The organism is Bradyrhizobium sp. B039 (assembly GCF_038965675.1).
Classification (GTDB): Bacteria; Pseudomonadota; Alphaproteobacteria; order Rhizobiales; family Xanthobacteraceae; genus Bradyrhizobium; species Bradyrhizobium diazoefficiens.
Window position 1 is genome coordinate 3,265,603 of the sequence record NZ_CP152416.1, and the last position, 26,620, is coordinate 3,292,222.

The 26,620-nt window shown below is 66.6% G+C and carries 25 protein-coding genes and 2 riboswitches; of the genes, 12 read left to right on the forward strand and 13 right to left on the reverse strand.

Going from position 1 to position 26,620, the window contains the following annotated elements:
• The first annotated feature begins 43 nt into the window (after nucleotides 1-43).
• A riboswitch (cobalamin riboswitch) is annotated at nucleotides 44-255 on the forward strand.
• Nucleotides 256-291: 36 nt separating this feature from the next.
• From AAFG50_RS15210 to cobT, 3 genes are read left to right on the forward strand one after another with little or no spacing between them, the layout of a single operon-like run.
• Nucleotides 292-969 carry an energy-coupling factor ABC transporter permease gene (locus AAFG50_RS15210; RefSeq protein ID WP_028172121.1) on the forward strand — a complete coding sequence of 226 codons (678 nt, stop codon included), beginning with the start codon at nucleotides 292-294 and terminating at the stop codon, nucleotides 967-969.
• A 46-nt stretch (nucleotides 970-1,015) separates the two neighbouring features.
• Complete coding sequence (cobF, locus tag AAFG50_RS15215; RefSeq protein WP_028172120.1) at nucleotides 1,016-1,765, forward strand: precorrin-6A synthase (deacetylating); 750 nt, start codon at nucleotides 1,016-1,018, stop codon at nucleotides 1,763-1,765.
• Between the two features lie 10 nt (nucleotides 1,766-1,775).
• On the forward strand, nucleotides 1,776-2,828 hold the full coding sequence (cobT, locus tag AAFG50_RS15220) for a nicotinate-nucleotide--dimethylbenzimidazole phosphoribosyltransferase (protein WP_028172119.1): 1,053 nt from the start codon (nucleotides 1,776-1,778) through the stop codon (nucleotides 2,826-2,828).
• A gap of 6 nt (nucleotides 2,829-2,834) precedes the next feature.
• Here cobT and AAFG50_RS15225 read toward each other — a convergent pair whose 3' ends face one another.
• Nucleotides 2,835-3,407 carry a histidine phosphatase family protein gene (locus tag AAFG50_RS15225; RefSeq protein ID WP_028172118.1) on the reverse strand — a complete coding sequence of 191 codons (573 nt, stop codon included), beginning with the start codon at nucleotides 3,405-3,407 and terminating at the stop codon, nucleotides 2,835-2,837.
• Between the two features lie 72 nt (nucleotides 3,408-3,479).
• Nucleotides 3,480-3,682: riboswitch (cobalamin riboswitch) on the forward strand.
• Nucleotides 3,683-3,794: 112 nt separating this feature from the next.
• Between AAFG50_RS15225 and AAFG50_RS15230 the strand changes: the two genes are divergently transcribed.
• Nucleotides 3,795-6,140, forward strand: a complete 2,346-nt coding sequence (locus AAFG50_RS15230; protein WP_028172117.1) for a TonB-dependent receptor — start codon at nucleotides 3,795-3,797, stop codon at nucleotides 6,138-6,140.
• Nucleotides 6,141-6,152: 12 nt separating this feature from the next.
• Nucleotides 6,153-7,574: a PepSY domain-containing protein gene (locus tag AAFG50_RS15235; RefSeq protein ID WP_028172116.1), complete on the forward strand. Its 1,422-nt coding sequence runs from the start codon at nucleotides 6,153-6,155 to the stop codon at nucleotides 7,572-7,574.
• Nucleotides 7,575-7,729: 155 nt separating this feature from the next.
• On the opposite strand, the gene AAFG50_RS15240 is transcribed toward AAFG50_RS15235, so the two are convergent.
• Both AAFG50_RS15240 and AAFG50_RS15245 read right to left on the reverse strand, forming a co-directional pair.
• A complete protein-coding gene (locus AAFG50_RS15240; protein WP_028172115.1) occupies nucleotides 7,730-9,097 on the reverse strand; it encodes an amidase in 1,368 nt (455 codons plus the stop codon).
• On the reverse strand, nucleotides 9,078-10,268 hold the full coding sequence (locus AAFG50_RS15245) for an MFS transporter (RefSeq protein WP_028172114.1): 1,191 nt from the start codon (nucleotides 10,266-10,268) through the stop codon (nucleotides 9,078-9,080). The genes AAFG50_RS15240 and AAFG50_RS15245 overlap by 20 nt, the downstream gene beginning before the upstream one ends.
• Nucleotides 10,269-10,294: 26 nt before the next feature.
• Here AAFG50_RS15245 and AAFG50_RS15250 point away from each other — a divergent pair, with 26 nt between their 5' ends.
• The gene (locus AAFG50_RS15250) at nucleotides 10,295-10,630 is read left to right on the forward strand and encodes a hydroxyisourate hydrolase (RefSeq protein WP_028172113.1); all 336 of its coding nucleotides are present in this window, start codon (nucleotides 10,295-10,297) and stop codon (nucleotides 10,628-10,630) included.
• Here AAFG50_RS15250 and AAFG50_RS15255 read toward each other — a convergent pair whose 3' ends face one another.
• From AAFG50_RS15255 to AAFG50_RS15270, 4 genes are read right to left on the reverse strand one after another with little or no spacing between them, the layout of a single operon-like run.
• Nucleotides 10,631-11,446, reverse strand: coding sequence for an ABC transporter permease (locus AAFG50_RS15255; RefSeq protein WP_028172112.1), 816 nt, complete (start codon nucleotides 11,444-11,446; stop codon nucleotides 10,631-10,633).
• Nucleotides 11,446-12,309 (reverse strand): ABC transporter permease, encoded by an 864-nt coding sequence (locus AAFG50_RS15260; protein ID WP_011086069.1) that lies wholly within the window; start codon nucleotides 12,307-12,309, stop codon nucleotides 11,446-11,448. Before AAFG50_RS15260 ends, AAFG50_RS15255 begins: the two co-directional genes overlap by 1 nt.
• A gap of 19 nt (nucleotides 12,310-12,328) precedes the next feature.
• On the reverse strand, nucleotides 12,329-13,375 hold the full coding sequence (locus tag AAFG50_RS15265) for an ABC transporter substrate-binding protein (protein ID WP_028172111.1): 1,047 nt from the start codon (nucleotides 13,373-13,375) through the stop codon (nucleotides 12,329-12,331).
• 29 nt (nucleotides 13,376-13,404) lie between these two features.
• On the reverse strand, nucleotides 13,405-14,499 hold the full coding sequence (locus AAFG50_RS15270; protein WP_028172110.1) for an ABC transporter ATP-binding protein: 1,095 nt from the start codon (nucleotides 14,497-14,499) through the stop codon (nucleotides 13,405-13,407).
• A gap of 88 nt (nucleotides 14,500-14,587) precedes the next feature.
• Here AAFG50_RS15270 and AAFG50_RS15275 point away from each other — a divergent pair, with 88 nt between their 5' ends.
• Nucleotides 14,588-15,976 (forward strand): amidase, encoded by a 1,389-nt coding sequence (locus tag AAFG50_RS15275; protein WP_028172109.1) that lies wholly within the window; start codon nucleotides 14,588-14,590, stop codon nucleotides 15,974-15,976.
• Here the strand turns inward: AAFG50_RS15275 and AAFG50_RS15280 are convergent, their stop codons facing one another.
• The gene (locus AAFG50_RS15280) at nucleotides 15,977-16,726 is read right to left on the reverse strand and encodes an aspartate/glutamate racemase family protein (protein WP_028172108.1); all 750 of its coding nucleotides are present in this window, start codon (nucleotides 16,724-16,726) and stop codon (nucleotides 15,977-15,979) included.
• Nucleotides 16,727-16,728: 2 nt separating this feature from the next.
• Nucleotides 16,729-17,463: a GntR family transcriptional regulator gene (locus AAFG50_RS15285; protein ID WP_231166670.1), complete on the reverse strand. Its 735-nt coding sequence runs from the start codon at nucleotides 17,461-17,463 to the stop codon at nucleotides 16,729-16,731.
• 174 nt (nucleotides 17,464-17,637) lie between these two features.
• Between AAFG50_RS15285 and AAFG50_RS15290 the strand changes: the two genes are divergently transcribed.
• From AAFG50_RS15290 to hydA, 5 genes are read left to right on the forward strand one after another with little or no spacing between them, the layout of a single operon-like run.
• Nucleotides 17,638-18,642, forward strand: a complete 1,005-nt coding sequence (locus AAFG50_RS15290) for an ABC transporter substrate-binding protein (RefSeq protein ID WP_011086075.1) — start codon at nucleotides 17,638-17,640, stop codon at nucleotides 18,640-18,642.
• Entirely contained in the window at nucleotides 18,626-19,477 is an 852-nt protein-coding gene (locus tag AAFG50_RS15295; RefSeq protein WP_039184144.1) for an ABC transporter permease, read from the forward strand. The genes AAFG50_RS15290 and AAFG50_RS15295 overlap by 17 nt, the downstream gene beginning before the upstream one ends.
• Complete coding sequence (locus AAFG50_RS15300) at nucleotides 19,477-20,253, forward strand: ABC transporter ATP-binding protein (RefSeq protein ID WP_011086077.1); 777 nt, start codon at nucleotides 19,477-19,479, stop codon at nucleotides 20,251-20,253. Before AAFG50_RS15295 ends, AAFG50_RS15300 begins: the two co-directional genes overlap by 1 nt.
• Nucleotides 20,254-20,256: 3 nt before the next feature.
• Nucleotides 20,257-20,994 carry an aspartate/glutamate racemase family protein gene (locus AAFG50_RS15305; RefSeq protein WP_028172106.1) on the forward strand — a complete coding sequence of 246 codons (738 nt, stop codon included), beginning with the start codon at nucleotides 20,257-20,259 and terminating at the stop codon, nucleotides 20,992-20,994.
• Complete coding sequence (gene hydA, locus AAFG50_RS15310) at nucleotides 20,955-22,415, forward strand: dihydropyrimidinase (RefSeq protein ID WP_074077099.1); 1,461 nt, start codon at nucleotides 20,955-20,957, stop codon at nucleotides 22,413-22,415. Before AAFG50_RS15305 ends, hydA begins: the two co-directional genes overlap by 40 nt.
• A gap of 45 nt (nucleotides 22,416-22,460) precedes the next feature.
• Here hydA and AAFG50_RS15315 read toward each other — a convergent pair whose 3' ends face one another.
• From AAFG50_RS15315 to AAFG50_RS15330, 4 genes are all read right to left on the reverse strand, one after another.
• Nucleotides 22,461-23,297, reverse strand: a complete 837-nt coding sequence (locus tag AAFG50_RS15315; protein WP_028172104.1) for an ABC transporter substrate-binding protein — start codon at nucleotides 23,295-23,297, stop codon at nucleotides 22,461-22,463.
• A gap of 71 nt (nucleotides 23,298-23,368) precedes the next feature.
• Nucleotides 23,369-23,857 (reverse strand): MaoC/PaaZ C-terminal domain-containing protein, encoded by a 489-nt coding sequence (locus AAFG50_RS15320; RefSeq protein ID WP_028172103.1) that lies wholly within the window; start codon nucleotides 23,855-23,857, stop codon nucleotides 23,369-23,371.
• Between the two features lie 9 nt (nucleotides 23,858-23,866).
• Complete coding sequence (locus AAFG50_RS15325; protein ID WP_028172102.1) at nucleotides 23,867-25,450, reverse strand: CoA-transferase; 1,584 nt, start codon at nucleotides 25,448-25,450, stop codon at nucleotides 23,867-23,869.
• A 16-nt stretch (nucleotides 25,451-25,466) separates the two neighbouring features.
• On the reverse strand, nucleotides 25,467-26,609 hold the full coding sequence (locus AAFG50_RS15330; protein WP_028172101.1) for an acyl-CoA dehydrogenase family protein: 1,143 nt from the start codon (nucleotides 26,607-26,609) through the stop codon (nucleotides 25,467-25,469).
• Nucleotides 26,610-26,620 lie beyond the last annotated feature (11 nt).

The following is a 26,620-nucleotide window of genomic DNA, read 5'->3' on the forward strand; positions in this document are numbered from 1 at the left end:
GCCGTTCGGCCCTTGACGCAGGCTGCGTGAAAGGGGCACACAGGACAAGCATGGTGCTCGAGGTGGCGCAAAGCGCCGGAGCATAATCGGGAATGGGGATGGGCGGACCCAGTTGCGGCGCCCAAAACCCCAGCCGCCCCCGCGACTGTAAGCGGTGAGGGGCTCCGAACCGCCACTGGATCGCAAGGTCCGGGAAGGCCGGAGATCCCCAGTGAACCGCGAGCCAGGAGACCGGCCGTGCATGTTTTGAGGCCAAGGCCGTCGGGTGTGACGGCAGGAAAGGACTGAGCCATGCATATCGAACCCGGGATCGTGACGGGCGCCAAGCTCGTGTTGAGTTACGCAACCGGCATCGCCGCAGGCGGCGTTGCGCTGAAGCTCGCGGCCGAGACCGTGCGCGAACAGGGCATCACGTCGTTCGCGGCGCGGACCCTCGCCACCACCGGCCTCGTCTTCACCTTCTTCGAGATCTTGCCGCACTTCCCGGTCGGCGTGTCCGAGGTGCACTTCATCCTCGGCTCGACCTTGTTCCTGCTGTTCGGTGCTGCCCCCGCGGCCTTCGGCCTCGCGCTCGGCCTGCTGTTCCAGGGCGTGCTCTTCGAGCCGGCCGACCTGCCGCAATACGGCATGAACGTCACCACGCTGCTGGTGCCGCTGTTCGCGATCCAGGCGATCGCCACGCGGATCATTGCCCGCAACACCGCCTATGTCGATCTCAGGTATCGCCAGGCGCTGGCGCTTTCGACGACCTATCAGGCCGGCGTCATCGGCTGGGTGGCGTTCTGGGCGCTCTATGGCTCCGGTTTTGCTATGACCAACCTCGTCAACATCGCGACCTTCGCGGCCTCCTATGCGCTCGTCATCGTGATCGAGCCGCTGGCCGATCTCGCCGTGCTGGCGCTGGCGAAGTCGCTGCGCGGCGTCACCGCGCCCGGCCTCGTCACCCCGCGCCTGCACAACGCGGCCTGAGAGACAAGCGAAAGGGCGGCCGTGATGGCCGCCCTTCGCGAACGCGATGCTCACGCTCTCCCTGATAGGCATCGGTTGCGGCGATCCCGAGCAGCTCACGCACGCCGCGACCCGCGCCATCAACGCGGCCGATCTCGTCCTGATCCCGCGCAAGGGGAGCGCAAAGTCCGATCTCGCCGATCTCAGGCGGACGATCTGCGCGGATGTGCTGACCAGCGACAAGACGCGCATCGCCGAGTTCGATCTTCCCGTGCGCGACGCAGGCGAGGCGGACTACCGCAAGGGCGTCGACGATTGGCACGATGCGGTCGCCGCGAAATGGTCGCAGACCATCACGAGCCATCTCGAAGGGGATGGCAGGGTCGCGCTGCTAATCTGGGGCGATCCGTCGCTCTACGATTCCTCGCTGCGTATTGCGCGCCGGCTCGATCCCTTGCCGACAATCGAGGTCATCCCCGGTATCACGTCGATCCAGGCGTTGTGCGCGGCGCATGCGCTGCCGCTCAACGACATCGGCGAGCCCTTTCTGGTCACGACAGGCCGCCGCTTGCGTGAAGGCGGCTGGCCGGTAAGCGCAGACACCGTGGTCGTGATGCTCGATGGCGGCACGGCGTTTCAGTCGCTCGATCCGGCCGGGCTCCAGATCTGGTGGGGTGCCTATCTCGGCATGCCCGATCAGATCATCATGTCCGGCGCGCTGGCCGAGGTGGGCCCGCGCATCGCCGCGCTGCGGCAGGAGGCGCGCGAGCGGCACGGCTGGATCATGGACTGCTACATTCTCAAGCGCAGGCCGTAAGCGAGGCAGCATGCTCCCCGAATGGGTCTACCATAAGTGCCCCGAAATCTCCGCGGTCCATCGCGAGGCGGCGATCGTGCGGCAGGCGCAACTGACGAAGCCGACCGGCGCGCTCGGCCGGCTCGAGCAGCTCGCGATCGAGCTCGCGGGCCTGCAAGCGACCGAGCAGCCACGCGCGGCACGCGTGCCGATCATCATCTTCGCGGGCGACCACGGCATCGTTGCGCAAGGCGTGTCGGCCTATCCGCAAGCCGTGACCATCGCGATGATGGCGAACTTCGCCTCGGGCGGCGCCGCGATCTCGGTGCTGGCGCGTGAGTTGGGTTCGCACCTGGAAGTCGTTGACGCCGGCACGCTGGCGCAAGACGAGATGATAGGCATCGTCACCGACAAGCCGCGCAGCGGCACGCGCGATTTCAGCGTCGAGGCTGCGCTCACGCCTGCAGAGCTGGCCTTCGCCTTCGAGGCCGGCGAGCGTGCGGTTGCGCGCGCGGCAGCCGGCCAGCCCGATCTTCTGATCTTCGGCGAGATGGGCATCGGCAACACCACGACCTCGGCGGCGATCGCGGCGAGTCTGCTCGGCGTGAGCGCCGAGGAGATCGCGGGCAGCGGCACCGGCGTCGATGCCGCCGGCCGTGCGCACAAGGTGCGCGTGATCGATGCCGCGATTGCGCGTCATGGCGTTGCGGCTGCATCGCCCGAAAAAATCCTGTGCGCCGTCGGCGGCCTCGAGATCGCGGCCATCTGCGGGGCCATCATCGCGGCCGCGCAGCGCCGCATTCCCGTATTGATCGACGGCTTCATCGTGTCGGTCGCGGCGCTGGCGGCCGTGCGCCTCAATCCGTCGTGCCAGCCTTTCCTGCTGCCCTCGCATCAATCGGCGGAGCAGGGGCATCGGCTGGTGCTCCGGGCACTGAACGTGCAGCCGCTGATCAGCCTCGATCTCAGGCTCGGCGAGGGATCGGGCGCCGCCATCGCGCTGCCGCTGGTGCGATCGGCCTGTGCGCTTCACAACGGCATGGCGACGTTCGCGCAGGCCAATGTGCCGGATCGCCCGGCCTGATCGGGCTCACACCACGCGCTGATTGACCGACACGACGCGCCAGCCGATCGCGAGCCGGTCGATCCTGGTGAGCGACAGCGGATCGATCACGAAGCGCAGGGCGGCTTGCGGCGCAAGATCCAGCGCGATGCACAGTGCGGCGCGGATTGTGCCGGAATGCACGACGAGCGTAGCTGGCCCGGCTCCGATCCGTGACAGGCCCAGGTGGACGCGCGCGACCTGATCTTCGAAGCTTTCGCCGCCCGGTGGTCTCAGGTGCGCAGGGTCGCTCCAGAATTGCGCGTAGGCTTCGCCGCCGCTCGCGGCGAGTTCGTCATGTCGCCGGCCGGTCCAGTCGCCGAAATCCTGTTCGCTGAAGTTGCCCACCAGATCCGGTTCGAGCCCCAGCGCGCGCGCCGTCTCGACCGTGCGCCGCGACGGGCTGGCATAGCTCGCAGAGTCCCGCGGCAGGCGCTGCCGCAACGCCTGCAGTTGCGCGCGATCGCCGAGATCGGCGGGCGCGTCCGGCGCGTGAATCGTCCCCGCGACGCCGTCGACGGGTGCATGGCGTATCAGCCAGAGGAAGGTCTCGCCTTCCATGCTTATCTCCAAGGAAGTTGGTCGCTGTGGCAATAACGCCGCAACTGCCACATTGACTCTGTCTCGATCGTAATCCTAGATGCTCGCGACGGTTTCCCCCGAGAGGGGATGAAAAGGGAATGCGGTGCGGGGATGTTTCCCCAATGCCGCGGCTGCCCCCGCAACTGTAAGCGGATAATCCTTCGTCAGAAGCCACTGGGTCCTCGGTCCCGGGAAGGCGACGAAGTGGTGACGACCCGCGAGCCAGGAGACCTGCCGTCAGCCGTGGTCACACGCGAAGATGTCGGTCGGGGAGTACAGACATTCGGCTTCATCGGACGGCTGAAAGGCCAAAGGTGAGACCTCGTTCGCTGTGACGTGCCACTGACGTCATACCGAGGTCCCGCTGTGTCTTCTATCCGTATTGTACGGTCGCGTTTCCTGCTCGCCTCTGCTGCTCTCACGTCGTTTACAGTCGCCGATCTGCCCGCCGCGCTGGCGCAGCAGGTCCGCGAACCGCTGCCGCCTGTCGAGGTGTCGCCCGCCCAGTCCCGTAAGCAGGCCAAGCCGGCTGGCCGGGACGCGCAGAGCGCGCGCCGCGCGACGCCGCGGAGGCCAGCGGCCGCATCGGCGGCGCCCAAGCCCGCCGTGCCAGGCGAAGCGGCGCCAACGCCGCTCAACAGCAATGCGGTGGCCGAGAGCGCCTCGCGTCTCGGCCTCACCGTGCGCGAGACGCCCGCGACCGTCGAGGTGATCTCGGCCGAGACCATGCGCGAGCAGGGCTATCGCATCGTGTCCGAGGTGGCGCAGGGCGCAGTCGGCGTCACCTCCGGCGACGCGCCGGGGGAGCCGGCGGGCTTCTCGATGCGCGGCTTCACCAACAGCCAGATCAACACGCTCTACAACGGCATCAAGATCGGCCCGCAGAACATGACCTCGCGGATCATGGACACCGCCAATCTGGAGGCCGTCGAATTCCTGAAGGGCCCGGCCTCGCTGATCTCGGGCGAGGGCGCCGCCGGCGGCTCGATCAACCTCGTCACCAAGCAGCCGCACACCGGAGCGATCCGCAACGAGGCAGACTTCTCGTACGACTCCCTGAACTCGTTCCGCGCGCATTACGGCTCGGGCGGCAGCACCAACGTTCAGGGCCTCGACTACCGCTTCGACATCAGCCGCTCCTCGCTCAACGGCTTTGTCGACGACACCAACACCAAGACGCTCGACGTGTCCGGCCAGCTCAACTACCGCATCTCCGACAGCCTCAAGGTCTGGGGTGCGATCGAGTACCGCGAGGATCGCGGGAAGGCCTATTGGGGCGCGCCGCTGGTGCCGATCGCTTTCAGCGGCTCGCATGCGACGACGGGGATTGTTTCCGGCACCTACTTCAACAGGACCGACCTCGGGGCCGTCACGATCGACGACCGCACCTTCAACACCAACTACAACGTTCTCGACAACCGAAACGTAGCGCAAGAGGTCTGGTTGCGCGGCGGCTTCGAGCTGAAACTGGCGCCGGACCTGACGCTGAAGAGCCAGGCCTATGGTTACGGCGCGGAGCGGTCGTGGTTCAACAACGAGATCGAGGCGTTCGATTCCACGAAAAACCAAGTGTATCGCGAGCGCTTCTATGTCGCGCACAGCCAGCGCCTTGTCGGCAATATCACCGACCTGATCTGGGACACGAACATCGCAGGCTTCGACAACCGGCTGGTCACGACGCTGTCGTCGAGCTATCTCGACTTCGTCAGGCCAGGCGCGGCGAAATTCCCGAACGACTATGTTCCGCTGGTCGATTTCGATCGTGGCTATTACGGACTGCTCGCGACCAAGCAGCAGACCGCGCGCATCGACAACGAGGCGCTGTCGTTCGAGGACCGGCTGAAGCTGACGCGGACCTTCGCGCTGATCGGCGGGCTGCGCGTCGAGCATATCGGGCTCGACCGCAACTCGACCGACGAGAACGGTCTGGTGAACGCGGGCTTTCCGTTCACCAAGGACTGGGCGCCGGTGACGGGACGCATCGGCTACACCTGGGAGGCCGTTCCGGGCCTCACCTTCTTCAGCCAGTACGCGACCGGCGCTGATATCTCCGCCAACAACATCTTCCTGCTGCTGCCGACCCAGCCGCTGGACCTCACGACCGCGCGGACCTACGAGACCGGCGTCAAGCACCTGTTCTGGGACAACCGGGCGGAGTGGTCGTTCTCGGCCTACGACATCCTGCGCAAGAACGTCTATGCGGCGGCCGGCGGGCAGGCGCTCAATATTGCGGGACGGCAGGAGTCGAAGGGCGTCGAGCTCGCCGCCTCGGTGCGGCCGATCGAGCCCCTTCGACTGTGGGGCAACATCGCTTATGTCGATGCGCGCTATGCCGACTACAATTTCGTCGGCGGATCGTTCTCGGGCAACACGCCGCCGAACGTGCCGCGCATCGTTGCCAATGCTGGCGCCTCGTACCGCTTCTTCACGCCGTGGCCGGTTGAAGTCGGCATCACCGGCCGTCATGTCGGCGACCGCTACAATACCGATGCCAACACGGTGACGATGAAGGCGTATACCGTCGCCGACGTCTATGCCTTCGTCGACATTCCCAAGACGGTATTCAACGCGGTCGATCAGGCTCGCCTGACCTTCCGCGTGCGCAACATCGCCGACAAGCGCTACGCGATATGGGGCGATCCGTTCTATCCCGACCAGATCCTGCTGGGCGCGCCGCGAACCTATGAACTCTCGGCCGCATTCAAATGGTAGGGCGCTGACCACATGATGGGTGCGATCGTCCTGCTGCATCGCTGGCTCGGGATCGCGTTCTGCCTGCTGTTCGCGATGTGGTTCGCGACGGGAATCGTGATGCACTTCGTTCCGTTTCCATCGCTGACGGAAGCGGAGCGGATTGCCGGTCTCGCGCCGGTGGATCGTACGGAGGTGAGGATCGGCGTTGCCGATGCCGTGGCCGCGAGCGGCATCGCCGATGCTACGCGCCTGCGCCTGATTCAGCGGAGCGATGGGCCGGTCTATGTCGTGTCGGGGTCCTCGCACCTTCGCGCGGTTCGCGCGACAGACGGGCAGGATGCATCGGTGCGGTCGCCCGAGGCCGCGCTCGCCATCGCGCAGGTGCATGCGCGCCAACGCGGGCTCGATGCCGCGCATGCGGCTGTCGTTGCGCAGGCGGACTACGACCAGTGGAGCGTGCCGAACGGCTTTGATCGTCACCGGCCCTTGTTTCGCGCAACGCTCGGCGACGCGGCCGGAACGGAGCTCTACGTCTCGTCGCGCACCGGCGAGGTTGTGCTGGATACGACGCGAAGCGAGCGCGGCTGGAACCTCGTCGGCAGCGTCCTGCACTGGATTTATCCGACGGTCCTGAGAAGCAACTGGGCGCTGTGGGACGGCGTGGTCTGGACGCTGTCGCTGTTGGCGCTGATTGCAGCCATGCTGGGTGCAGTGCTCGGAATCGTGCGGTCCAGGATGCGAGGATACCGGATCTCCTCGCCTTATCGCGGCTGGCACGCCCTTCATCATATCATCGGCCTCGTGGCGACCGTCTTCGTGCTGACGTGGATCTTCAGTGGATGGCTCTCCATGGATCACGGCCGGCTGTTCTCGCGAGGGCTGCTGACCCCGGCCGAAGCCGGCGTGATCGATGCATCGCCGGACTGGACGACCGCCCCATCGGCGGAACGGAAGCGAATATCGCCCTCGGCCCGAGAGGTCGAATGGTTTGCCGTTGACGGCAGCCTCTATCGACGCGAGCGGATTGGTCTCGAGAAACAGGTTGTGGTTGGGCCCGACAGTGAGGAGGCGCCGGTCGTCAGTGCGCGGGTGATCGGGAGCATGGTGACGAGGCTTGCGACGGCCTGCAATGCGCCGTCCATTCTCGCGGATAGCGACGATTATCCCGCGCAGTCCGTCGTTCCCGGTGGACCCGTCTACCGTTCCCGCTGCGGCGGCCTGTGGTTCGACATCGACAGCGCCGATGGCCGCGTGCTGCAAAGGCTGGATGCGTCGCGGCGAGCCTATCGCTGGTTCTACGGCGCGCTCCACACGCTCGACTTTCCAGTCCTGCTGGCGCATCCGCGTTTGCGCGATGTCCTGATCGTGGGCCTATGCGCGCTCGGACTGGTGTTCTCCATCACCGGCATCGCCATCGGCTGGCGGCGGTTGCGTCTGTCTTTCGCCAGCTAGGACGCCCGATAAAACAAAAAGTGCGAAAACAACCCCATGCACAGTACCCGGGGATAGTGGAATCAACGGCTTACGCAGGCATCGGCGCGATTTGACCCGTCGGGCAAAACAGGGGTATATTGCGACTATTCCGAAATCGTCGCGATCTCGCAAAGTTACGCCTGCAACTGCGCCTCGATATGTCGCGCGGCGCGCAGCAGCGTGCGGTCCTGGCCGCGCCGGGCGATGATCTGGAGACCGAACGGAAGCCCGCGGGCGTCGGTGCCGCAGGGAAGTGAAATCGCCGGCAGGCGGGCGTGATTGACGAACGGCGTGAACACCGCATGCGCGCGCGGGCTCGCCGCGCGGCCGCCGATCATGTCGGGTCCGAGCTGGGTGAACGGCCAGGCGACACAGGGGACGGTCGGCGTCAGCAGCAGATCGACCTCGGCGAAGAAGGCCGCGAATGCATTGGCGATCGCGGCGCTCGCGACCAGCGCACCCGCGACGTCCGCGCCTGACCAGGACAGCCCTCGCTCGATCTGCCTGGCGATGTCAGGGTCGAAGACAGTCGGGTCCTTGCGAAAAGCGTCTCCATGGAGCGCGGCAAGGCCAGCGTGCTGAAGCGGCATGAGGGCCTCTTCCGTCGCACCCGCCGGCCAGGTGGGATCGCGCAGCGCGATGCTGAGGCCTGCGGCGGAGAGACGCGCGACTGCGGAAACGAGCCCGTTGGCGACAACGTCATCGACCGCAACGTCGAGCCCGAGCCGCGGTGAGAAGGCGATGCGAAGGCCGGCGATGTCCTCGGCTTCTTGCGCAATGCCGGCTGCATCCGGATCGCGCGGATCGGCGCCGGCCATGGCTTCGAACGCCAGCGCGATATCGGCAACATCGGCGGCGATCGGCGCGATGACCGACAGGCCGAAGAACGGCTCGGCGAAACCGGGCCCGTAGGGGATCGCGCCATAGGACGGCTTGAAGCCGGCGACGCCCACATGGGCCGGCGGCCTGCGGCTGGAGCCGCCCGCATCGGTGCCGATCGCGAGGGGCACGAGGCCGGCTGCGACGGCGGTGGCGGGTCCACCCGAAGAGCCGCCCGGCGTCAACGCGGGATCGAGGGGATGTCGCGTCGGGCCGAACAGCGGCGATGTCGTGACGCCCTTGCTGGCGAATTCGGAGGTTGCACCAATGCCGACGATGACCGCGCCGGCCTTGCGCAGGCGCTCGATCGCAATTGCATCCTGTGGCGCGATGAAATCGGCGAACAGGCGCGAGCCCTGCGTGATGCGCCAGCCGCTGGCCCAGATGTTGTCCTTGACGAGGATGGGGACGCCGGCCAGCGGCATTGTCTTGCCGGCACGCAGGCGATCGTCGACCGCCGCCGCGTCGGCCAGCGTGCGTGCGGGATCGGTCGTGACCACTGCGTTCAAGGCCTTGGCGGCGTCTATGCGGCCAAGGGCGGCCTTCGCCGTGTCGACGGCGGTCATCCGCCCGGCGGTGACGGCGGCTGCGATCTCGCGCGCACTATGCGTCGGTTTTGTCATGGCCTCCCCACATCAGCGCCAATGTGCCGCAGAGGGCAAGACAGGCCAAGGCGAAGAACGCCGCGCCAAGGCCGGCCACACCGTCCAGGATCGACACCACGGCCGGCGCCGCCAGTAGGCCCGCATAGGACGCGGTCAGCACCGCGCCGGTGGTCTCGCCGATCCGGTCCTGCGGGGCGAGGCGCGCGATCTCGGCGATGAAGACGCCGTTCCAGCCCGACGCCGTCAGGCCGAACAGCGCCGCAACTGCGAACTGCCAGGTGCGGCTGAGCGATCCGCCGTCGAGGCCGAGCAGCGCGGCGCAGAAGGCCATGCCGAGGCCGATGACGATGAGCATGGCGCGGGGGGCGTCGAGGCGCATGGCGACGTAGCCCCAGCCGAGCCGGCCGACGAGGCCGCCGGCTTGCGCGCAGGCGAGCGCCATGCCGGCCTCGATATGGCTGAGACCAAGCTCGCGGGTGCCGAGCGTGACGAAGACGGTGTTGAGCGACACCTGCATCGCGCTGAACGGCATCGATGCCAGCGCCAGCATCGCGATCCGCCGGTCCGCGGTCACCAGTGCCAGCCGCGCGCGCAGATCGAGCTTTGGGGGCGGGACGAGCTTGCCGGCGTAGGCCGGCCGCAGCCACTCGAACAGCGCGATCGCGAACAGCGCCAGGGCAGCAACGGCCGCATAGCACCAGGCCGGCCCGAACGCGATGGCGATCGCGGGCAGGGCCAGCGAGCCGCAGACCGCGCCGATCTGGTTGCCGGTCTGGCGCACCGAGAAGACGAAGGCGCGGCGCTCGGCGGTCACCAGCCGCGCCAGCAGCGCTGCGCTTGCCGGCGTCTCGGGGCCCATGGCAAGGCCGAGGCAGAGGCCCGCGGCGAGCAGGGCGGCGCTCGATCCGAGCGAAGCCAGTGCCATGCTGACGACGATGGCCGCCGCGCACAGGCTCGCGATCCGCAGCGAGCCAACCCGCGCGATGAAGCCGCCGCCCCAGAACGAGGCGGGGATACCGACGGCGAACACCGCGCATGAGAACATCGAGAGCTGCCAGACCTCGATATGGGCGCGCGGCGCGACCACGCCGGGCGCGAACAAGGCGAGCGCGACCAGCGCCTGGAGCCAGGTCATCGCGCCCAGGGCTGGCAGCAGTGCTGGCCGAGCGGCGGCGTTTCCGTCTACCATGGCGGCACGCTCAGGGGAGGGACATGATGGCAGGCGGTATTTCCATTCACGCGGTCGATGTGGCGAGCGGACGGCCCGCGCAGGGGCTGCGCGTCGAGATCTGGCGGATCGATCCCGACTCCTCGCGCATCGCCGACGGGCGGCTCGGCGCCAATGGCGTGCTCGATCACCCCATAGTGCAAGGCGCCGGTGTGACGGCCGGCGAGTACGAGGTCCTGTTTCATCTCGGCGAGTTCTTTGCGGACAGCGACGGTTTTCTCACGGTGACGCCGTTCCGCTTCCGCATCAAGAACGTTGACGAGCATTTTCACCTGCCGCTGAAATTCACGCGCTGGGGGTATTCGCTGTTCCGCGGCGCCTGATCAATTCGTCAGCCGCCGCGACAGGCCCGTGACGCGCTCCATGACGGCAACCAGCGCGACGGTCGCAATGATCAGCACGCCCGACAGGGCAGCGATGGTCACATCCAGCTTGCCCTCGAGGTCTTGCCACATCCGGATCGGCAGCATGTCGGTGGCGGCGTCGCGCAGGAACAGCGACACCGGCACATTGTCGAACGACGACATGAAGGCGATGAAGGCACCCGCGATGATGCCCGGCCGGATCAGCGGCAGCACGATCCGGCGGAACGTGTAGAGCCGGCTCGCCCCCAGCACCGCCGAGCTCTCCAGCAAGGTCGGCTCGAGCTGGGCGAGCGCTGCGACCGTATTGCGCACGACGTAGGGCACGCACACCACGGTGTGGCCGATCACCAGCGTCAGGGGCGAGACCGGCAGGCCGACCAGTGAGAACAGCATCAGGGCGGCAAGCCCGAAGGCAAGCGCCGGCAGCACCAGCGGCGACATGAACAGGGAATCGAGCAGTCGTGCCGACAGCGTCCGCGAGCGCGAGATCGCAAGCGCGGCGGCAACGCCGAGGACGACGGACAGGCCCGTCGCCCACAGCGCGACGATGAGGCTGTTCTTCGCCGCGAAGTGAAGCTGCCAGGCCTCCCACAGTTCGGCGTACCAGCGCAGCGAGTAACCCGGCGGCGGGAAGCGCAGCGAGAAGCCGCTGGTGAAGGAGACGATCAGCACCACCAGCGACGGCGCGATGATGATGATCAGCGCGATGACAGCGATCACGGTCATGGCCAACTCGAAGCTGATCGCCTCCAGGGTGCGCTTGCGACCGCTCATCACGCGCCTCCATAGCCGCGCGACAGGCGGCCGAGCGTGGTGAAGACGGAGACGACCGCGAGCACGGCGAGCAGGAAGATGATCGAGATCGCGGATGCAAAGGGCCAGTTCTGCAGCGTGGAAGCCTGCTGATAAAGATACATCGGCATGAACAGCATCTGTCCGCCGCCGATCAGCGACTGGGTGATGAACGCCGTGATCGCGGCGGCATAGGTCAGCGTGCAGCCGGCGATGACGCCCGGCAAGGACAGCGGCAGCACGATCCTGAAGAAGGTGCGCCAGCTCCCGGCGCCGAGGGAGCAGGAGGCATCGTCGAGATTGGGATCGATGCGGCCGAGCGCGGTGATCAGCGGCAACGTCATCAGCGGCATCTGCACCTGCGCCAGCGCGATCACGACGCCGAACTGGGTGTAGAGCAGCTTCAAGGGCGTATTGATGATGCCGAGCGATTGCAGCGTCGCGTTGATGATGCCCTGGCGGCCAAGGATGACAATCCAGGCGAAGGTGCGGACCACGACGCTGGTCAGCAGCGGCAGCAGCACGATCAGGATGATGATGGTCTGGAGCTTTGGCCCGACCCGCTGATAGAGCCAGGCGATGGGAAAGCCGAGCACGAGGCAGACGGCCGTCACCTCCGCGCCTAGCAGCAGCGTCGAGCCGAGCACCCCGAGGCTGAAGGGATCGGTGAGGAAGTGCAGGTACTGGCCGAGCCCCCAATGGAGCCCGGCCGTGTCGTTGTGCAGCGAGAGCCAGAGCAGTTGCAGCAGCGGCGCCACGAAGAAGACCAGGAAGAACAGCGCCAGCGGCACTGCCAATCCCATCCCGTAGGAGGTCACGTCCCGTGATGCCGGTGCTGCGCCCATCGTCAGGTCCTTGGAGCTCTTAGATCTTGATCTCGCGGTTGAAGCGCTCGATCCAGGCCGAGCGCTGCTCGTTGATCTTCTTCCAGTCCTGGAACACGAACTTCTGCTTCAGCTCGGCCGTGTCCTTGGCGAGCACGCGCGCGATCTCACCGCCCATCGTCACCTTGGTGTTGGTGGGCACGATCAGGTAGGGCGGGTTCATCAGTGTGGTCTGCACCTCGGGCGTCAGCGCCGCCTCGATCAGCTTGAAGGCGAGCTCGCGGTTGGGCGAGTTCTTGACGATGTGGATCGTGGTCTTGAAGGCGATGGCGCCTTCCTTCGGGGCCACGAACTCGACCGGCACGCCGCGCGCCTTCAGGATCTGGATGGCGTTGAAATTGCCGGGCGAGATGTCGATCTGGCCTTGCTGGAACAGGGTGGCGAGCGCGCCGGGATTGGCGGCGACCGCGGCGAGATTGGGCTTCAACTCCTCCAGCGCCTTGAAGCCGGGATCGACATTGGCTTCCGAGCCGCCGCGCATCTTGGCGATCTCGACCAGCCAGCCGGTGCCGAGCGTCGAGTTGAGATTGGTGATGCCGACGCGCCCCTTGAACTCCGGCTTCCAGAGATCGGCCCAGGAGGTCGGCGGCGTCTTGACGGCTTCCGGATTGTAGGTGAGGCCGACGACCTGGAAGAACGGGGCGGGGCCCATCGGCTCCTGCGCCTCGGCGATCAGGTCCTTGTAAGAGGCGCTCTTCTCGACCGGATAGGGCTCGACCAGGTCCTGGCCGATCGCGACGAGGGCGGGGCCGGGATCGTGCAGCATGACGTCGATCGGCGGATTGGCCTTGGCGGCATTGACCTTCGCGATCTGGTCGACCGAGAGCATGGGATCGAGCACGATCGCGGCGTCCGCGTTGGCTTTGCGGAACGCGGGAACCAGCACGGCCTTGTGCGCCTCCTCCCAGCTTCCGGTGAAGGTCGCGAACACCAGCGGGCGGGCCTGGGCGAAGCTCAGGCCGGGAAACGCCTTCATGGCGCCGAGTGTGAGTGCGGTCGTCATCAGGCTTCGGCGGTTCATGATCATGTGGAACTCCCTCTGGACAAGAACTGGATCTAAAGCGTTGCGGGAAAGGCGTTGGCGAGCGATGGGGCGAGCGGTGCGAGGCGCACCGCCGCGCCGTTCTCCAGCGCGCGCGTCTCGCCGATGCGCGCCTGCGAGACCTTGACGCCGGAGCCGTCGGCGGTCGTGACTTCGTGCACGACGGTGGCGCCAAGCGGCAGCGACATGCCGACGACGCCGGCAAAGCCGGTTTCGTCGCCGACGAATTGCAGATGCTCGGGCCGGATGCACACGGTGACGCGGCCACCTTCGGCGAGCGCGCCGCCCGCGGGCCGTGCGATGATCTCCGCGCCGGCATCGAGGCGGACCTTTGCGGCGGTGCGGTCCGCCGAGACCACGACACCGGGCATGCGATTGGTCGAGCCGACAAAGGTATTGACGAACAGCGTCTGCGGACGGTCGTAGACGTCGGACGGCGAGCCGAACTGCTCGAGCTTGCCATGGCTCAGCACGGCGACGCGGTCGGCCATCGACAGCGCCTCTTCCTGGTCGTGCGTCACGATCAGCGTGGTGATGCCGGAGACGCGTTGCAGCCGCTTGACCTCGATCTGCATGTCGAGCCGCAAATTCTTGTCGAGCGCGGCAAAGGGCTCGTCGAGCAGCAGGATCGACGGCTTGATCGCGAGCGCGCGGGCGAGCGCAACGCGCTGCTGCTGGCCGCCGGAGAGCTGCCGCGGCAATCGTTCTGCCATGGTCGGTAGTTGCACCAGCTCCAGCAGGCGCTGCGCCTCGCGCTGGCGGCTCGCCTTGTCGATGCCGCGCGCGGCGAGCCCGTAGGCAACGTTCTCGCTGATCGACAGGTGCGGAAACAGCGCGTAGTTCTGGAACACGATGCCGACCGCGCGGCGGTTCGGCGGCAGCGAATCGACGATGTCGTCGCCGATGATGATGCGCCCCTGCGTCTGCGCGATGAAGCCGGCGATGATCCGCAGCAGGGTGGTCTTGCCGCAGCCTGACGGACCGAGCAGGGCGATGATCTCGCCGCCCTTGATGTCGAGATTGATGTTCTCGACCGCGAGTGCGCCGCTCGGATAGCGGTGCGTGACCGCATCGACGACGAGCGAACGTCCGCTTGGCGCATCAGCCATGGTGTTGCCTCCCGTTGCCCCGGAAAAGAAAGCAAGTCTCGTGCCCGCGCCGGTCGCATTTCAGCGTGAGTTTTGGCATGGTGGTCCGATGATACCCGAGCCATCGATCTGTGATCTCACCGCTACGGAGCTTGCGCGCGCTATCGCCAGGGGCGAGCTGTCCTCGCGTGACGCCGTCGAGGCGCACCTCGCACGGATTGAGAGCCTCGACGCCCAATTGGCGGCGTTCGTCACGGTGGATGCGGAGGGCGCCCGCCGCGCGGCGGAAATCTGCGATGCGGCGCCCGCGCCGATCGGACCGCTGCATGGCGTGCCGATGGGGATCAAGGACCTCACCGATACCGGCGGGCTGATCACCACCTACGGATCGGCTCTGTTCCGCGATCACGTCCCGGCCGAGGACGATCTCGTGGTCGCGCGGCTGCGGCGCGCCGGCGCGATCATTCTGGGCAAGACCAACACGCCGGAATTCGGCTTCGGTGCGGTCTGCACCAACCGGTTGCGCGGGCCGACGCGCAATCCCTTCGATCCCGCGCTGACCTCCGGCGGATCGTCCGGCGGCTCTGCCGTTGCGGTCGCGGCCGGCATGGTGCCGCTGGCGCACGGCACCGATTTCGGCGGCTCGGTGCGCACGCCCGCCAGCTTCTGTAACGTCGCCTCGATCCGACCGACGCCAGGCCGCATCCCGTCGCCGCGCCGTCCGCTCGGCTGGGATATGCTGGCCAGCCACGGCTTCCTCGCCCGCGGCGTCGACGATCTCGCGCTTGCGCTGTCGGTATGCGGGGGAAGCGACGCGCACGATCCGCTCTCGGCCCGCGTAGTCAGTGACGATCGAGCGATCGCAGGACGTCCCCGGATCGCCGTCACGCTTGACTTCGGCGTCGCGCCGGTTGCACGCGAGGTTCGTGCGCGTTTCGCAGCGGCTTGCGAGGCGCTCGCGCGTGTTGTCGATGTCGTGCCGTCCTCGCCCGATTGCGGCGGAGCGATCGAAACCTTCCGCACCTTGCGCGCGGCGCACATTGCCAACAGCTATGGCGAGTTGCTGAGGACCCGCCGCGCCGAGCTCACGCCCACCGTGATCTGGAATATCGAGGCGGGCGCAAAACTCTCCGCCGAGGACTATCTCACCGCCGAGCGGCGCCGTACGGCGATCTACCGCAGCTTTCGCGAGCTGTTCACGCGCGCCGACTTCCTGGTCGCGCCGGCGGCATCGGTCTTGCCCTGGCCGAACGAGATCAGCGACGTCACCGCAGTCGACGGCGCCGCGCTGGAGACGCCGATCGACTATCTCGCCGTCACCTTCATTGTGTCGCTGGTCGGGTTTCCGGTCCTGACCTTGCCGGCACCCAGGGATGTGAACGAGCTGCCGTTCGGCATCCAGATCATCGCGCCGCCCGGCGGCGAATCCCGCTTGTTTGCCTTCGGCCGTGCCATCGAGAACGAATTGGGGTTTTCGCATCGCCGGCCGCCTCTCTGATCAGCTGTCGCGATGCTCGAGCCGGGCGGCGAGCGCCTCGGCAAGACCGATGGTCGGCTTGGCGGCGGGCCGGCGGAACGTGCCTGCCGTTGCCTTGCGCAGGCGCAGCGCATGAAGCGCTTCGGCCTGCTTCACCGAGGCGACGACTTGATCGACGACGGGGACGGGAATCCGGTCGGCCACGCGTTCGGCGAGGCCCGAGAGCGGCGCACCGGCGAAGATCAGCACGTCGGCGTCATCCTCGACGATGGCGCGCCGGGCGAGATCGACCAGCACATCCTCCTTCTCGGTGCCGACCTCGGAGATCGCCTGGAACGGCGTGTCGAGCATGCGGATGCCGGCGCAGCGCTCCCATAGCCCGTGGGCGCGGACGCATTCCTCGTACCAGGGGCCCAATGCCTGGGCGAAGGTGACGATGGCGAAGCGGCGGCCCGCCATGCAAGCCGTCAGCATCGCGGCTTCCGCCATGCCGACCACGGGAATGTCGAAGGTTTCGCGCGCCGCGAACAGGCCGGGATCGCCGAAGGCGGCGATGATCGCGGCATCGACGTTCCGGTGCTGCTCGGCCAGCATCTCCAGCGCAATGGCGCCGCCGATCTGCGCCTCGGTCCGCGTCGCGATGTAGGGCACGCCGCGGGTCGCGGTGCATGGGATCAGCTCGGTGCCTGATGAGGCCGCGCGCTGCCCGACCCCCATCATCAGGTGCGTGACTTCGGTGCTGGTGTTCGGATTGAGCAGCAGCAGCTTCATGGTCACGCCGCCGTCTGCTTGGCTTGAGAGGCGGCGATCACTTCGAGCAGGGCAGTGCCGGTGCGCCGGACATGGGCGCCGAGCAGGCGGCCGGCCGCTTCGCTGTCGCGCGCCTCGAGCGCTGCCAGGATATCGGCGTGCTCGTCGACCGAATTGCTCCAGCGGCGGTCGGCGCCGAGCGCGAGGTAACGCGCGCGTTCGGCGCGGGAGATCAGCGTCTCGTGCGCCTCGCGCAGCGGCGTGTTGCGCGCCATGCGGACGATGGTGTTGTGGATCTCGCCGTTGATGGCGAAGTAATCGTCGAGCTTGCCGTTGCGGTGATGACCCTCCATGCGGGTCTGAAGCGTGCGCAGGCGGGCGAGATCGCGCTCGGTGGCGCGCTCCGCGGCAAGCTCGGCGGCCAGCCGTTCGATCCCGGACAGTGCCTCGAACAGCTCCGAGATGCCATCGACCGCGATGTCGGCGATGCGAGGGCTTCGATTGGGGCGTAGCTCGATCAACCCTTCGGCCGCGAGCACCTTCATCGCCTCGCGCAAGGGCGTGCGCGACACGCCCAGCTCTTTCGACAGCCTGGTCTCCTGGGTCTGCGATCCCGGCGGCAGCTCGCCGCGGATGATCATCGTCCGCATCCGCGCGGCGGCGCGCTCATGCAGGCCCATCCGCTTGAGTTTGGGCGACTTTCGTCCCTTCGGCGCTTCCGATTTCTGCTGCACGCGTGCCTCACTGCTTCCGCTCATCTTAGCCGTTTCCAGCCCTTTGACTTGCCCAAAATACCGACGCATCTCGCTGAAAACAATGGCACAACGCGCAAATTGTATGCAGCATGCAGAATCCCCGTTGCGCTGCCGCAAAGGCCGGCCGATGATCTCTGGTGACGCGCGAGACCTCGCGCCTTCGAAACGGAGTGAGCGATGCGGACGAGTTTGCGATGGGGCCTCGTGGTGATGGCGGCGATGTTCGGTGGCAGCGATCTCGCCTCCGCGCAGACCGCCAAGATCAAGCTCGGTTACGCCAAATGCGCGCACTGCCTGCCGATGTCGCTGATTGCAGGCATGGCGAAGGGTGTCGAGGTCGAGGCCACCGGCTTCAACTCGGGCAATGACGTGCTCACCGCGCTGGTGTCGAAGAGCATCGACGTCGCGCAGGTCACTTACCTCCACTACATCACCGCGCTCGACAAAGGCTTTGACGTCGTCGCCGTATCAGGCCAGATCAATGGCGGCTCGGAATGTCTCTCCTCCGCGAAACTGAACCTTCCCCCTGAGGATTGGACCACTTTCAAGACGACCGCTCTGAAGGCGAAGAGCGACGGCCAGCCGCTGAAGGTCGCAGCGTCCCGCGGCAATGCGCAGGACATCCACATGCGCGGCGCGTTCCTCAAGCAGGGCGTCGATCCGAACAAGGACATCCAGTTCATCAACATTCCGAATCCGTCGGACCATCTCGCGGCGCTCCAGCGCGGCGAGGTCGACATGATTTGCTCGGTCGAGCCGTTTGCCTCGCAGATCCGGCTCGCCGGCGCCGGCAAGCACTTCGTGCTGCCCTACGACCAGGCCGCGGGGAATCTCACCAACCTGATCGTCACCCGTTCCGACGTGATCGCGAGCCAGCGCGCCGGTGTCCAGGGCGTCGTCAGCGCCGTGGTCGAGCTCGACAACAAGCTGATCGCCGACAAGGGGCCATGGATCGAGGTCATCAACAAGCTCACCGGCCTCGACAAGACGGTGGCGACCGAGGCGCTGAAGAACGCTTCGCCGGATCCCGCGATCCATCGCTCGCAGACGCTCGCGATCGCCGCGATGATGCGCGACCTCAAATACATTGCGAAGGACGTCTCCGCGGAAGCGGAGAAGAACATGGACTATTCGTTCCTGGAGCAGGCCACGGGAAAAGCCAAGAATGACCTCGGTTATTGATGCCGCGCCGGCCAAGCCGGCGTTCCGGCTGACACGGGCGTTTCAGGGGCTCGAACGCGTCGTCGTCCCCGCGCTGCTGATCGCGGGCTGGGAAGCCTTTGCCCGCAGCGGCATGCTGCCGCCGGCGCTGCTGCCGGCGCCGAGCGCGGTGCTGCATGCGCTCGGCGACTGGGTGTTCGGCTTCGACGAGACCACGCAGACCTATTCGGGGCACTGGCTGCGCGATGCGCTCGCCAGCGCTCTTCGCGTCTTCGGCGGCTTTGCGCTGGCAAGCGCGCTCGGCATTCTCGCCGGCGTCGCCATCGGCTGGTCGCGCCTGTTCGAGAAGACGCTGGAGCCGACGCTGCAGATGCTGCGGCCGATCCCGCCGGTGTCCTGGATTCCGCTGGCGATCATCTGGTTCGGCATCGCCGACAAGCCCGCGATCTTCCTCGTCTTCCTCGGCGCCTTCTTTCCCGTGCTGATGAACAGCATTCACGGGGTGAAGACCGTGGACCACAATCTCGTGCGTGCCGGCGCGATGATGGGCGCAAGCCAGCGGCAGATGTTGACCGATATCGTGCTGCCGGCGGCGCTGCCCTCGATCTTCGCAGGCCTGCGCATCGCGGTCGGATCGGCCTGGATGCTGACGGTCACGGCCGAGATGGTCGCGGTGAAGAGCGGCCTCGGCTACGTCCTGTGGGATTCCTACTACTTCCTGCGCTACGACATCGTGCTTGCCGCGATGATCTCGATCGGGCTGCTAGGCTATCTCTCCGACCTCGGCCTCAAGGCGATCATGGCGCGCACGCTGCGCTGGCAGCAGACGACCACCGTGCAGGGCAGGGCAGGCTGATGGCGGCAATCGAGCTTCGCAACATCGTCAAGGTATTCTCCGACAAGCGGCGCGGCCGCGATCTCCTGACGCTGGACAACATCAATCTCGACATCGAGGCCAATGACTTCGTCTGCCTGCTCGGCCCGTCCGGCTGCGGCAAGTCAACCTTGCTCAACATCATCGCCGGCTTCGAGCAGGCGACGAGCGGCCGCACGCTGGTCGGCGGCAAGCAGGTGGAGCGGCCCGGCTCGGACCGCGGCGTGGTGTTCCAGCAGCCGACCCTGATGCCGTGGCTGACGGCGATCGACAACATTGCGTTCCATCTCAAGCTCAAGGGCGTCGGCAAGGCCGAACGGCATCACCGCGCCATGGAGTTCATCGATCTCGTCGGCCTGCGTGGCTTCGAGCACCATCATCCGTCCGAGATGTCCGGCGGCATGAACCAGCGGGTCGGGATAGCCCGCGCGCTGCTGATGAACCCGAGCGTCATCCTGATGGACGAGCCGTTCGCGGCGCTCGACGCCCAGACCAAGCTCGAAATGCAGGAGGAACTGGTCGCGATCTGGCAGAAGCGCCGCTGCACCATCGTGTTCGTCACCCACAGTGTCGACGAGGCGCTGGTGCTCGGCAACAAGATCGTGGTGATGACCAAGCGGCCCGGTCGGATCCGCGAGGCCGTCAATTTCGACCTGCCGCGTCCGCGCGACATCACCAGCCCCGAATTCAACGACGCCAAGCGCCACATCCTGGCTCTGATCCGGGAGGAGTCGACGCGCCTCGCGCAGGCGTCGTAGAGTATGGTCATGCGCAAGCGTCTCGGCATGATCACGCCATCGTCCAACTCGGTGCTCGAGCCCGTCACCAGCGCCATGCTGCGTGGCGTGGCCGATGTCACCGCGCATTTCTCACGCTTCCGCGTCACCGAGATTGCGCTGGACGCCGCCGCGCTGAGCCAGTTCGACGCCTCGGTGATGCTGCCGGCGGCGGACCTGCTGGCGGATGCGAAAGTCGACGCGATCGCCTGGAACGGCACGTCCGCAAGCTGGCTCGGCATCGGCCGCGACAGGAACCTTTGTGAGGCGATCACGGCGCGCACAGGCGTGCCCGCGACGACGTCGACGCTCGCCTGCATCGATGCCGCCCGGGCGCTCGGTGCCAAACGCGTCGGCCTGGTCTCGCCCTATACGGACGACGTGCAGCGGCGGATCGCAGAGGTCTGGGCCGAGGAGGGGATCGCCCCGCGTGCCGAGCGGCATCTTGGACTGCGCGACAATTTTTCCTTCGGCGAGGTCGCGCCGGCGACGATTGCGGGTATGATCCGCGCGGTGGCGGCGGAAGGATCGGATGCGATCGTCATCCTCTGCACCAATCTCGACGGGGCCGCGCTGGCCGCCTCGCTGGAGCGGGAACTGGATATCGCCGTGCTCGATTCGGTCGCGGTCACGCTGTGGCGGACCCTGAGCCTTGCCGGCGGCGACATTGCGGCTCTTGCGGAATGGGGCCGGATATTCCAGACAATGCCAGCCATCAAGTGACGGAGACATCAGTGACGCAGCTCGATCTCGCCATTCGCGGCGGCACCATCGTGACGGCCAGCGACGAGTTTCGTGCGGATATCGGCATCCGTGACGGCCGCATCGTCAGCATCGCCGATCATCTCGAGGGTGCGGCGCGCGAGATCGACGCGACGGGCCTGCTGGCACTGCCGGGCGGCATCGACAGCCACGTGCACATCTCGCAAGCTTCCGGCCCCGACGTGGTGATGGCCGACGACTTCGCCTCGGCGACGCGCGCGGCGGCCGCCGGCGGCAACACCATGGTGCTGCCCTTTGCGCTTCAGGAGAAGGGCACCTCGCTGCGGACCTGCGTCGAGAACTACCGCAAGCTCGCCGAGGGCGAGTGCTACATCGACACCGCCTTCCATCTCATTATCTCCGATCCGACCGCGGTCGTGCTCGGGCAGGAACTGCCGGCCCTCGTCAAGGACGGCTACACCTCGTTCAAGGTGTTCATGACCTATGACGACCTCGTGCTCAGCGACAAGCAGTTGCTCGAGGTCTTCGACGTCGCGCGCCGCGAGGAGGCGCTGGTCATGGTCCATTGCGAGGGCTACGACGCCATCCGCTTCCTGACCACCAAGCTGGAGCGCGAGGGCCATATCGCGCCCTATTATCACGGCGTCTCGCGGCCGCAGGCGGTCGAGCGCGAGGCGACCCATCGCGCCATCAGCCATGCCGAAATCGTCGGCGTCCCCATCATGATCGTCCATGTCTCCGGCCGCGAGGCGATGGAGCAGGTGCGTTGGGCTCAGCAGCGCGGATTGCCTGTTCATGCGGAGACCTGTCCGCAATACATCACGCTGACGGCCGACGACATGAAGGGCCTGAACATGGACATTACGGGCGCGAAATACGTCTGTTCGCCGCCGCCGCGCGATGCCGAAAGCCAGCAGGCGATCTGGGAGGGCATTACATCAGGCGTGTTCCAGACCTTCTCGTCCGACCACTGCCCGTTCCGCTACGACGACCCGAAGGGCAAGCTGACACCGAATTCGCGCACCTCGTTCCGCTGGGTGCCAAACGGCATCCCCGGTGTCGAGACGCGACTGCCGATCCTGTTCTCCGAGGGCGTGTCGAAGGGAAGGATCAGCCTACAAAAATTCGTCGAGCTGACCGCGACCAACCATGCGCGCATCTACGGCCTCTATCCGCGCAAGGGCTCGATCGGTGTCGGCTTCGATGCCGATATCGTGCTGTGGGACCCCAAATTGAAGAAGCCGATCCAGCAGGCCGATCTGCATCACGGCGCAGACTACACGCCGTGGGAGGGCTTTGACGTCACCGGCTGGCCCGTCACGACCGTTGCCCGGGGCCGCGTGGTGTACGAGCACGGCAGGATCGTCGGCGACAAGGGCGCGGGCGAGGTGCTGAGCCGCGGCAAGTCCAGCCTGGTGTGATCCTCACACGATGTGAGGATCACATCGGGTCGGCGATCTCCGCCGTCAGTTCGTCGGTCCGTCGCCGCGGATGGCGAATGTCGTGGTTTTCAGCTTGGTCATGCCGAACTTGTCGAACAGCTTGTCATAGGTGCCGTCAGCGCGGATCGCGGTGAGCGCATCGGCAACGGCCTGGGCCAGCAGCTTGTCGCGGAAGGCGAGGGTGATGTCGGTGCCGGCGATGTCGCGGACCCAGATCTTTGCGATGCCCTTCTGTTCGAGCGAGTTGGCGGTCTCGTTGATGTTGAGCGCGGCCTCGAGCTGACCGGCACGCAGCGCCGCTGAGGTGGCGGTGACAGTGGTGAAGGTGCGCAGCTCGATCGGCTTCAGGCCCTTGGCCTCCATCGCGGTGCTGAACTCGCGCGCCTTGCGCTCGGTGTAGGTCGCCGATTCCACGCCCACGACGCGGCCGGCGAGATCCTCGAACTTCTCCAGCTTCAGGCTGGAGGAGGGATCGGTGTAGATGCTGATCGCCTGCTGCGCGTAGGGCACGAGGTAGAGCATCTTGGACCGCTCCTCGGTCCAGAACAGGCCGGTGTTGATGGCATCGAAGCGGCCCGAGCGCAGCGCCGGGATCATCGGCGGGAAGTCCATGCGCAGAAACACCGGCTCGACGCAGATGCGCTTGGCGATCTCGCGGGCGAGCTCGACATTGAGGCCCTGCAACTCGCCCTTGTCGTCGACGAATTGCTGCGGCGGCAGCGTCGGGTTGATCGACATCTGCCACTTCGGCGCTTCGATCAGGCTCGAGGCCGGCACCTTCGGCGTGCAGGTCTGGGCGCCGGCGGCCTGGGACAGGCCGACCAGCAGGGCGAAGGCGGAGAAGATCTTGAGAAATCGCATCTGAATACTCCGATCAAATCGTGGGTGGCAGAGGAGCCGTTCTCCGGTCCGACGTCTTCTTCATTGTCTCGTCAAATGGCCGCCGTCGCGTCGCGATCGGCCTGCCGGGTCAGGATCAGCGAGGTGTGGCGGGCGGTGGTCACCACCTCATCGCGCTGGTTGAGAAGGTCGAGCGTCTCGATGACGATGCCGCGCGCGGGATTTTTGGTCGGCCGCTTCTCGACGAAACGGAAACGCACGCGCAAGCTATCGCCGGCGACGATAGGACCTTTGAATTTGACTTCGTCCCAGCCAAGCGAGGCGACCGAGGTCTCTTCGTACAGCTTCAACTCCGACTTCAGCCCTTCCATCAGCGACAGGCCGAACAGTCCGTGGCCGATCACCGCGGGAAAACCGCGCGACTTCGCATAGCCGGCATCGAGGTGGAGCGGATGATGGTCGCGCGTGACGTCGGCGAAGACAGCAATATCGGCCTCCGTCACGGTGTGCGCGGCGGTCTCGAACTCCGTGCCGAGCGCGATGTCCTCGTAACGGAGATTGATCGGGGCGCTGGTGTCCATGCCCAATCCTCAGGCGACCTTGCGCGGCCGCGCCGGCAAGGCCTTGAAGCTCTGCGCGATGCCCATGGGCCCGGAGCGGAAGATGCGCGGATCCATGTCCTTCAGTTGCGGGCTGATGCGCGGCCGAAAGCCCATATGCGCGAGGATGTCCTCCTCCAGGCGAGCGCCCGGCGCGATCTCGGTCAAGGTCACGCTGCCGTTCTCCAGTTCGAACACGGCGCGCTCGGTGACATAGCTGACGTGCTGGCCGCGCTGCGCGGCGAGCGAGGCACTGAAGCTGATCTGGCCAACCTGCGGCACAAACTTGCGGAAGGCGCCGTCGCGCCGGATCGCGAGGCGCCCGTTCTCGACGCCGATATCGAACTTGCCACCGGTCATGGTGCCGCTGAAGATCAATCGCTTGGCGTTCTGCGTGATGTCGATGAAGCCGCCGGAGCCATCGCGGCGATCGCCGAAGCGGGTGACGTTGACGTTGCCAGCCGCGTCCACCTCCGCGAAGGAGAGGAAGGCGCAAGACAGCCCGCCGCCGTCGTAGAAGTCGAACTGATAGGCCTGGTCGAGAATGACACGCGGATTGATCGCGGTGCCGAACTCGCGCGCGTGCCCGGGCACGCCGCCGACCACGCCGGATTCCACCGTCAGCGTGATCAGGTCGGAGATGCCTTCCTCAGCCGCGACATTGGGGATCATCGCGGAGATGCCGACCCCGAGATTGACGACGTCGCGCGGGCGCAGCTCGAAGGCGGCGCGGCGGGCGATCACGCGACGCTCGGTCAGCGGATCTGGCGTGATCATCGCCTCGGGCACACGCGTTTCACCGCAGCGCGCCGGATCGTAGGCGGTGCCGTAGGTCTGCATCTGATCGGGCTCGAGCACGATGTGGTCGATCAGGAAGCCGGGGATCTTGACCATCTGCGGATGGATCGAGCCGCGCTTCACGATGCGCTTGACCTGGCAGATCACGGTGCCGCCGGCATTGTGCACGGCCTGCGCGATCGAGAGATCCTCGCGCGTCGTGCCCTCGTGCTCCATGCTGACATAGCCGTCTTCGTCGGCGGAGGTGCCGCGGATGATGGCGACATCGGGCGGGGCGGGGACGCGGTAGAGCAGCCACGACTGGCCGTGCAGTTCGAGCAGGTCGACCAGCGGCGCGGTGGTGCGCTTGTTCATGCGGCCGCCGTCCTGGCGCGGGTCCATATAGGTGTTGAGGCCGACATGGGTGAGCACGCCAGGATGTTTCGCCGCCATGGCACGGCAGAGCTGGCTCATCACCCCTTGCGGGAAATTGTAGGCGTCGATCAGCTCGTCGCGAACGAGGCGCATGAACGGCACTTGCAAGCCGAAATTGCCGCCGATCACGCGCGCGATCAGGCCCTCATGGGCGAGATGGCAGAGGCCTTTCTCGGTCACGGCGCCGACGCCGGTGATGTTGATCAGCGTCAGATTGTGCGGGCCCTGGCCGCCGAGGAAACGCCGCTCCAGCGCGTCGAGAATGGCTTCGGCCGCGCCCGTGCCGCCATTACCGCCGACGATCAGCGAATCGGCATCGCGGATGAGGCCGGCGGCCTCTGCCGCCGTGATGATGCTCAGCATGATTGCACGCCCCGCATCACGCGGCCTCCTTCTCGACCTGGCGGGCGATGATCAGCCGCTGGATCTGGTTGGTGCCCTCGTAGATCTGGGCGAGGCGGACGTCGCGAAAGATCCGCTCGATGCGGTACTCGCGCGAATAGCCGTTGCCGCCGTGGATCTGCAGCGCGTTGGAGACGTGCTTCATCGCCATGTCGGTGGTGAACAGCTTTGCCTGCGCCGCCTCCTTGGCGATTGGCTCGCCGGCATCGTGCAGGCGCGCGGCGTGGTGGATCAGAAGCCGCGCGGCGGCGATGTCGGTCGACATGTCCGCGAGCATGAACTGAACCGCCTGGAAGCCGATGATGGCCTGGCCGAACTGCTTGCGGTCGCGGGCATAGGCGGTGGCGTCCTCGAACGCGGCCTGCGCCATGCCGAGCGCCATCGAGGCCATCATCAGCCGGCTGAAGTTGAAATTGCTCATGGCCATCTTGAAGGCCTGGTTCTCCGGCCCCATCACACTGTCGGCCGGCAGGCGCACGTCGGAGAAGGTGATCTGGCAGTCGTCGAGGCCGTGCATGCCGAGCAGCTCCTCGTTCTTGCCGCGGGCGATGCCGGGCAGGGCGCCGTCGACCAGCAGGCAGGAGATGGAACGGTGGCCCGCCTCGCTGCCGGTGCGCGCGAACACCATGATGCGGTCGGCGACACCGCCGAGCGTCACCCAGGCCTTGGTGCCGTTGAGCCGCCAGCCGTTGCTCTCGCGCACCGCATGGGTGCGGATGCCGGCGACGTCGGAGCCATGGTCGGGCTCCGAGACGGCGGTCGCAGGAATAATGTCGCCGCTGAGAATTTTCGGGATCAGTGCCTTGTGCGCGTCGGTGCCGTGATGGTCGAAGAACAGCACCGCCTCGACGGGGATCGCGAAGGCATTGGCGACTGCGCCGGAGCATCGCGCCAGCTCCTCCATCGCGATGCAGGCCGCGACTGCATCCAGGCCGGCGCCTCCGGCGCCTTCGCGCAGGCAGATGCCGAACAGTCCGAGATCGGCCATGCCCTTGTAGAGGGTGCGGTCGAAGCGGTCCTCGCGGTCGATCGTGGCGGCGCGCGGCAAAATCTCCGCTTCGGCGAAGCGACGGGCGGTCTCGCGCAGGGCTTTCTGGTCTTGGCTGTAAAAGCGGTCCATGGTGTGCTCCC

Excerpts from the sequence above, each read along its gene's own strand:
- AAFG50_RS15295 (WP_039184144.1), top strand. The coding sequence starts at position 18,626 with ATGACCTCGGTTATTGATGCCGCGCCGGCCAAGCCGGCGTTCCGGCTG.
- AAFG50_RS15330 (WP_028172101.1), bottom strand. The coding sequence starts at position 26,609 with ATGGACCGCTTTTACAGCCAAGACCAGAAAGCCCTGCGCGAGACCGCC.
- cobT (WP_028172119.1), top strand. The coding sequence starts at position 1,776 with ATGCTCCCCGAATGGGTCTACCATAAGTGCCCCGAAATCTCCGCGGTC.
- AAFG50_RS15235 (WP_028172116.1), top strand. The coding sequence starts at position 6,153 with ATGATGGGTGCGATCGTCCTGCTGCATCGCTGGCTCGGGATCGCGTTC.
- AAFG50_RS15255 (WP_028172112.1), bottom strand. The coding sequence starts at position 11,446 with ATGAGCGGTCGCAAGCGCACCCTGGAGGCGATCAGCTTCGAGTTGGCC.
- AAFG50_RS15270 (WP_028172110.1), bottom strand. The coding sequence starts at position 14,499 with ATGGCTGATGCGCCAAGCGGACGTTCGCTCGTCGTCGATGCGGTCACG.
- AAFG50_RS15305 (WP_028172106.1), top strand. The coding sequence starts at position 20,257 with ATGGTCATGCGCAAGCGTCTCGGCATGATCACGCCATCGTCCAACTCG.
- AAFG50_RS15325 (WP_028172102.1), bottom strand. The coding sequence starts at position 25,450 with ATGCTGAGCATCATCACGGCGGCAGAGGCCGCCGGCCTCATCCGCGAT.
- AAFG50_RS15245 (WP_028172114.1), bottom strand. The coding sequence starts at position 10,268 with ATGGTAGACGGAAACGCCGCCGCTCGGCCAGCACTGCTGCCAGCCCTG.
- AAFG50_RS15315 (WP_028172104.1), bottom strand. The coding sequence starts at position 23,297 with ATGCGATTTCTCAAGATCTTCTCCGCCTTCGCCCTGCTGGTCGGCCTG.
- AAFG50_RS15290 (WP_011086075.1), top strand. The coding sequence starts at position 17,638 with ATGCGGACGAGTTTGCGATGGGGCCTCGTGGTGATGGCGGCGATGTTC.
- hydA (WP_074077099.1), top strand. The coding sequence starts at position 20,955 with ATGGGGCCGGATATTCCAGACAATGCCAGCCATCAAGTGACGGAGACA.
- AAFG50_RS15250 (WP_028172113.1), top strand. The coding sequence starts at position 10,295 with ATGGCAGGCGGTATTTCCATTCACGCGGTCGATGTGGCGAGCGGACGG.
- AAFG50_RS15210 (WP_028172121.1), top strand. The coding sequence starts at position 292 with ATGCATATCGAACCCGGGATCGTGACGGGCGCCAAGCTCGTGTTGAGT.
- AAFG50_RS15300 (WP_011086077.1), top strand. The coding sequence starts at position 19,477 with ATGGCGGCAATCGAGCTTCGCAACATCGTCAAGGTATTCTCCGACAAG.
- AAFG50_RS15240 (WP_028172115.1), bottom strand. The coding sequence starts at position 9,097 with ATGACAAAACCGACGCATAGTGCGCGCGAGATCGCAGCCGCCGTCACC.
- AAFG50_RS15225 (WP_028172118.1), bottom strand. The coding sequence starts at position 3,407 with ATGGAAGGCGAGACCTTCCTCTGGCTGATACGCCATGCACCCGTCGAC.
- AAFG50_RS15285 (WP_231166670.1), bottom strand. The coding sequence starts at position 17,463 with ATGAGCGGAAGCAGTGAGGCACGCGTGCAGCAGAAATCGGAAGCGCCG.
- AAFG50_RS15265 (WP_028172111.1), bottom strand. The coding sequence starts at position 13,375 with ATGATCATGAACCGCCGAAGCCTGATGACGACCGCACTCACACTCGGC.
- AAFG50_RS15320 (WP_028172103.1), bottom strand. The coding sequence starts at position 23,857 with ATGGACACCAGCGCCCCGATCAATCTCCGTTACGAGGACATCGCGCTC.
- cobF (WP_028172120.1), top strand. The coding sequence starts at position 1,016 with ATGCTCACGCTCTCCCTGATAGGCATCGGTTGCGGCGATCCCGAGCAG.
- AAFG50_RS15280 (WP_028172108.1), bottom strand. The coding sequence starts at position 16,726 with ATGAAGCTGCTGCTGCTCAATCCGAACACCAGCACCGAAGTCACGCAC.
- AAFG50_RS15260 (WP_011086069.1), bottom strand. The coding sequence starts at position 12,309 with ATGGGCGCAGCACCGGCATCACGGGACGTGACCTCCTACGGGATGGGA.
- AAFG50_RS15275 (WP_028172109.1), top strand. The coding sequence starts at position 14,588 with ATGATACCCGAGCCATCGATCTGTGATCTCACCGCTACGGAGCTTGCG.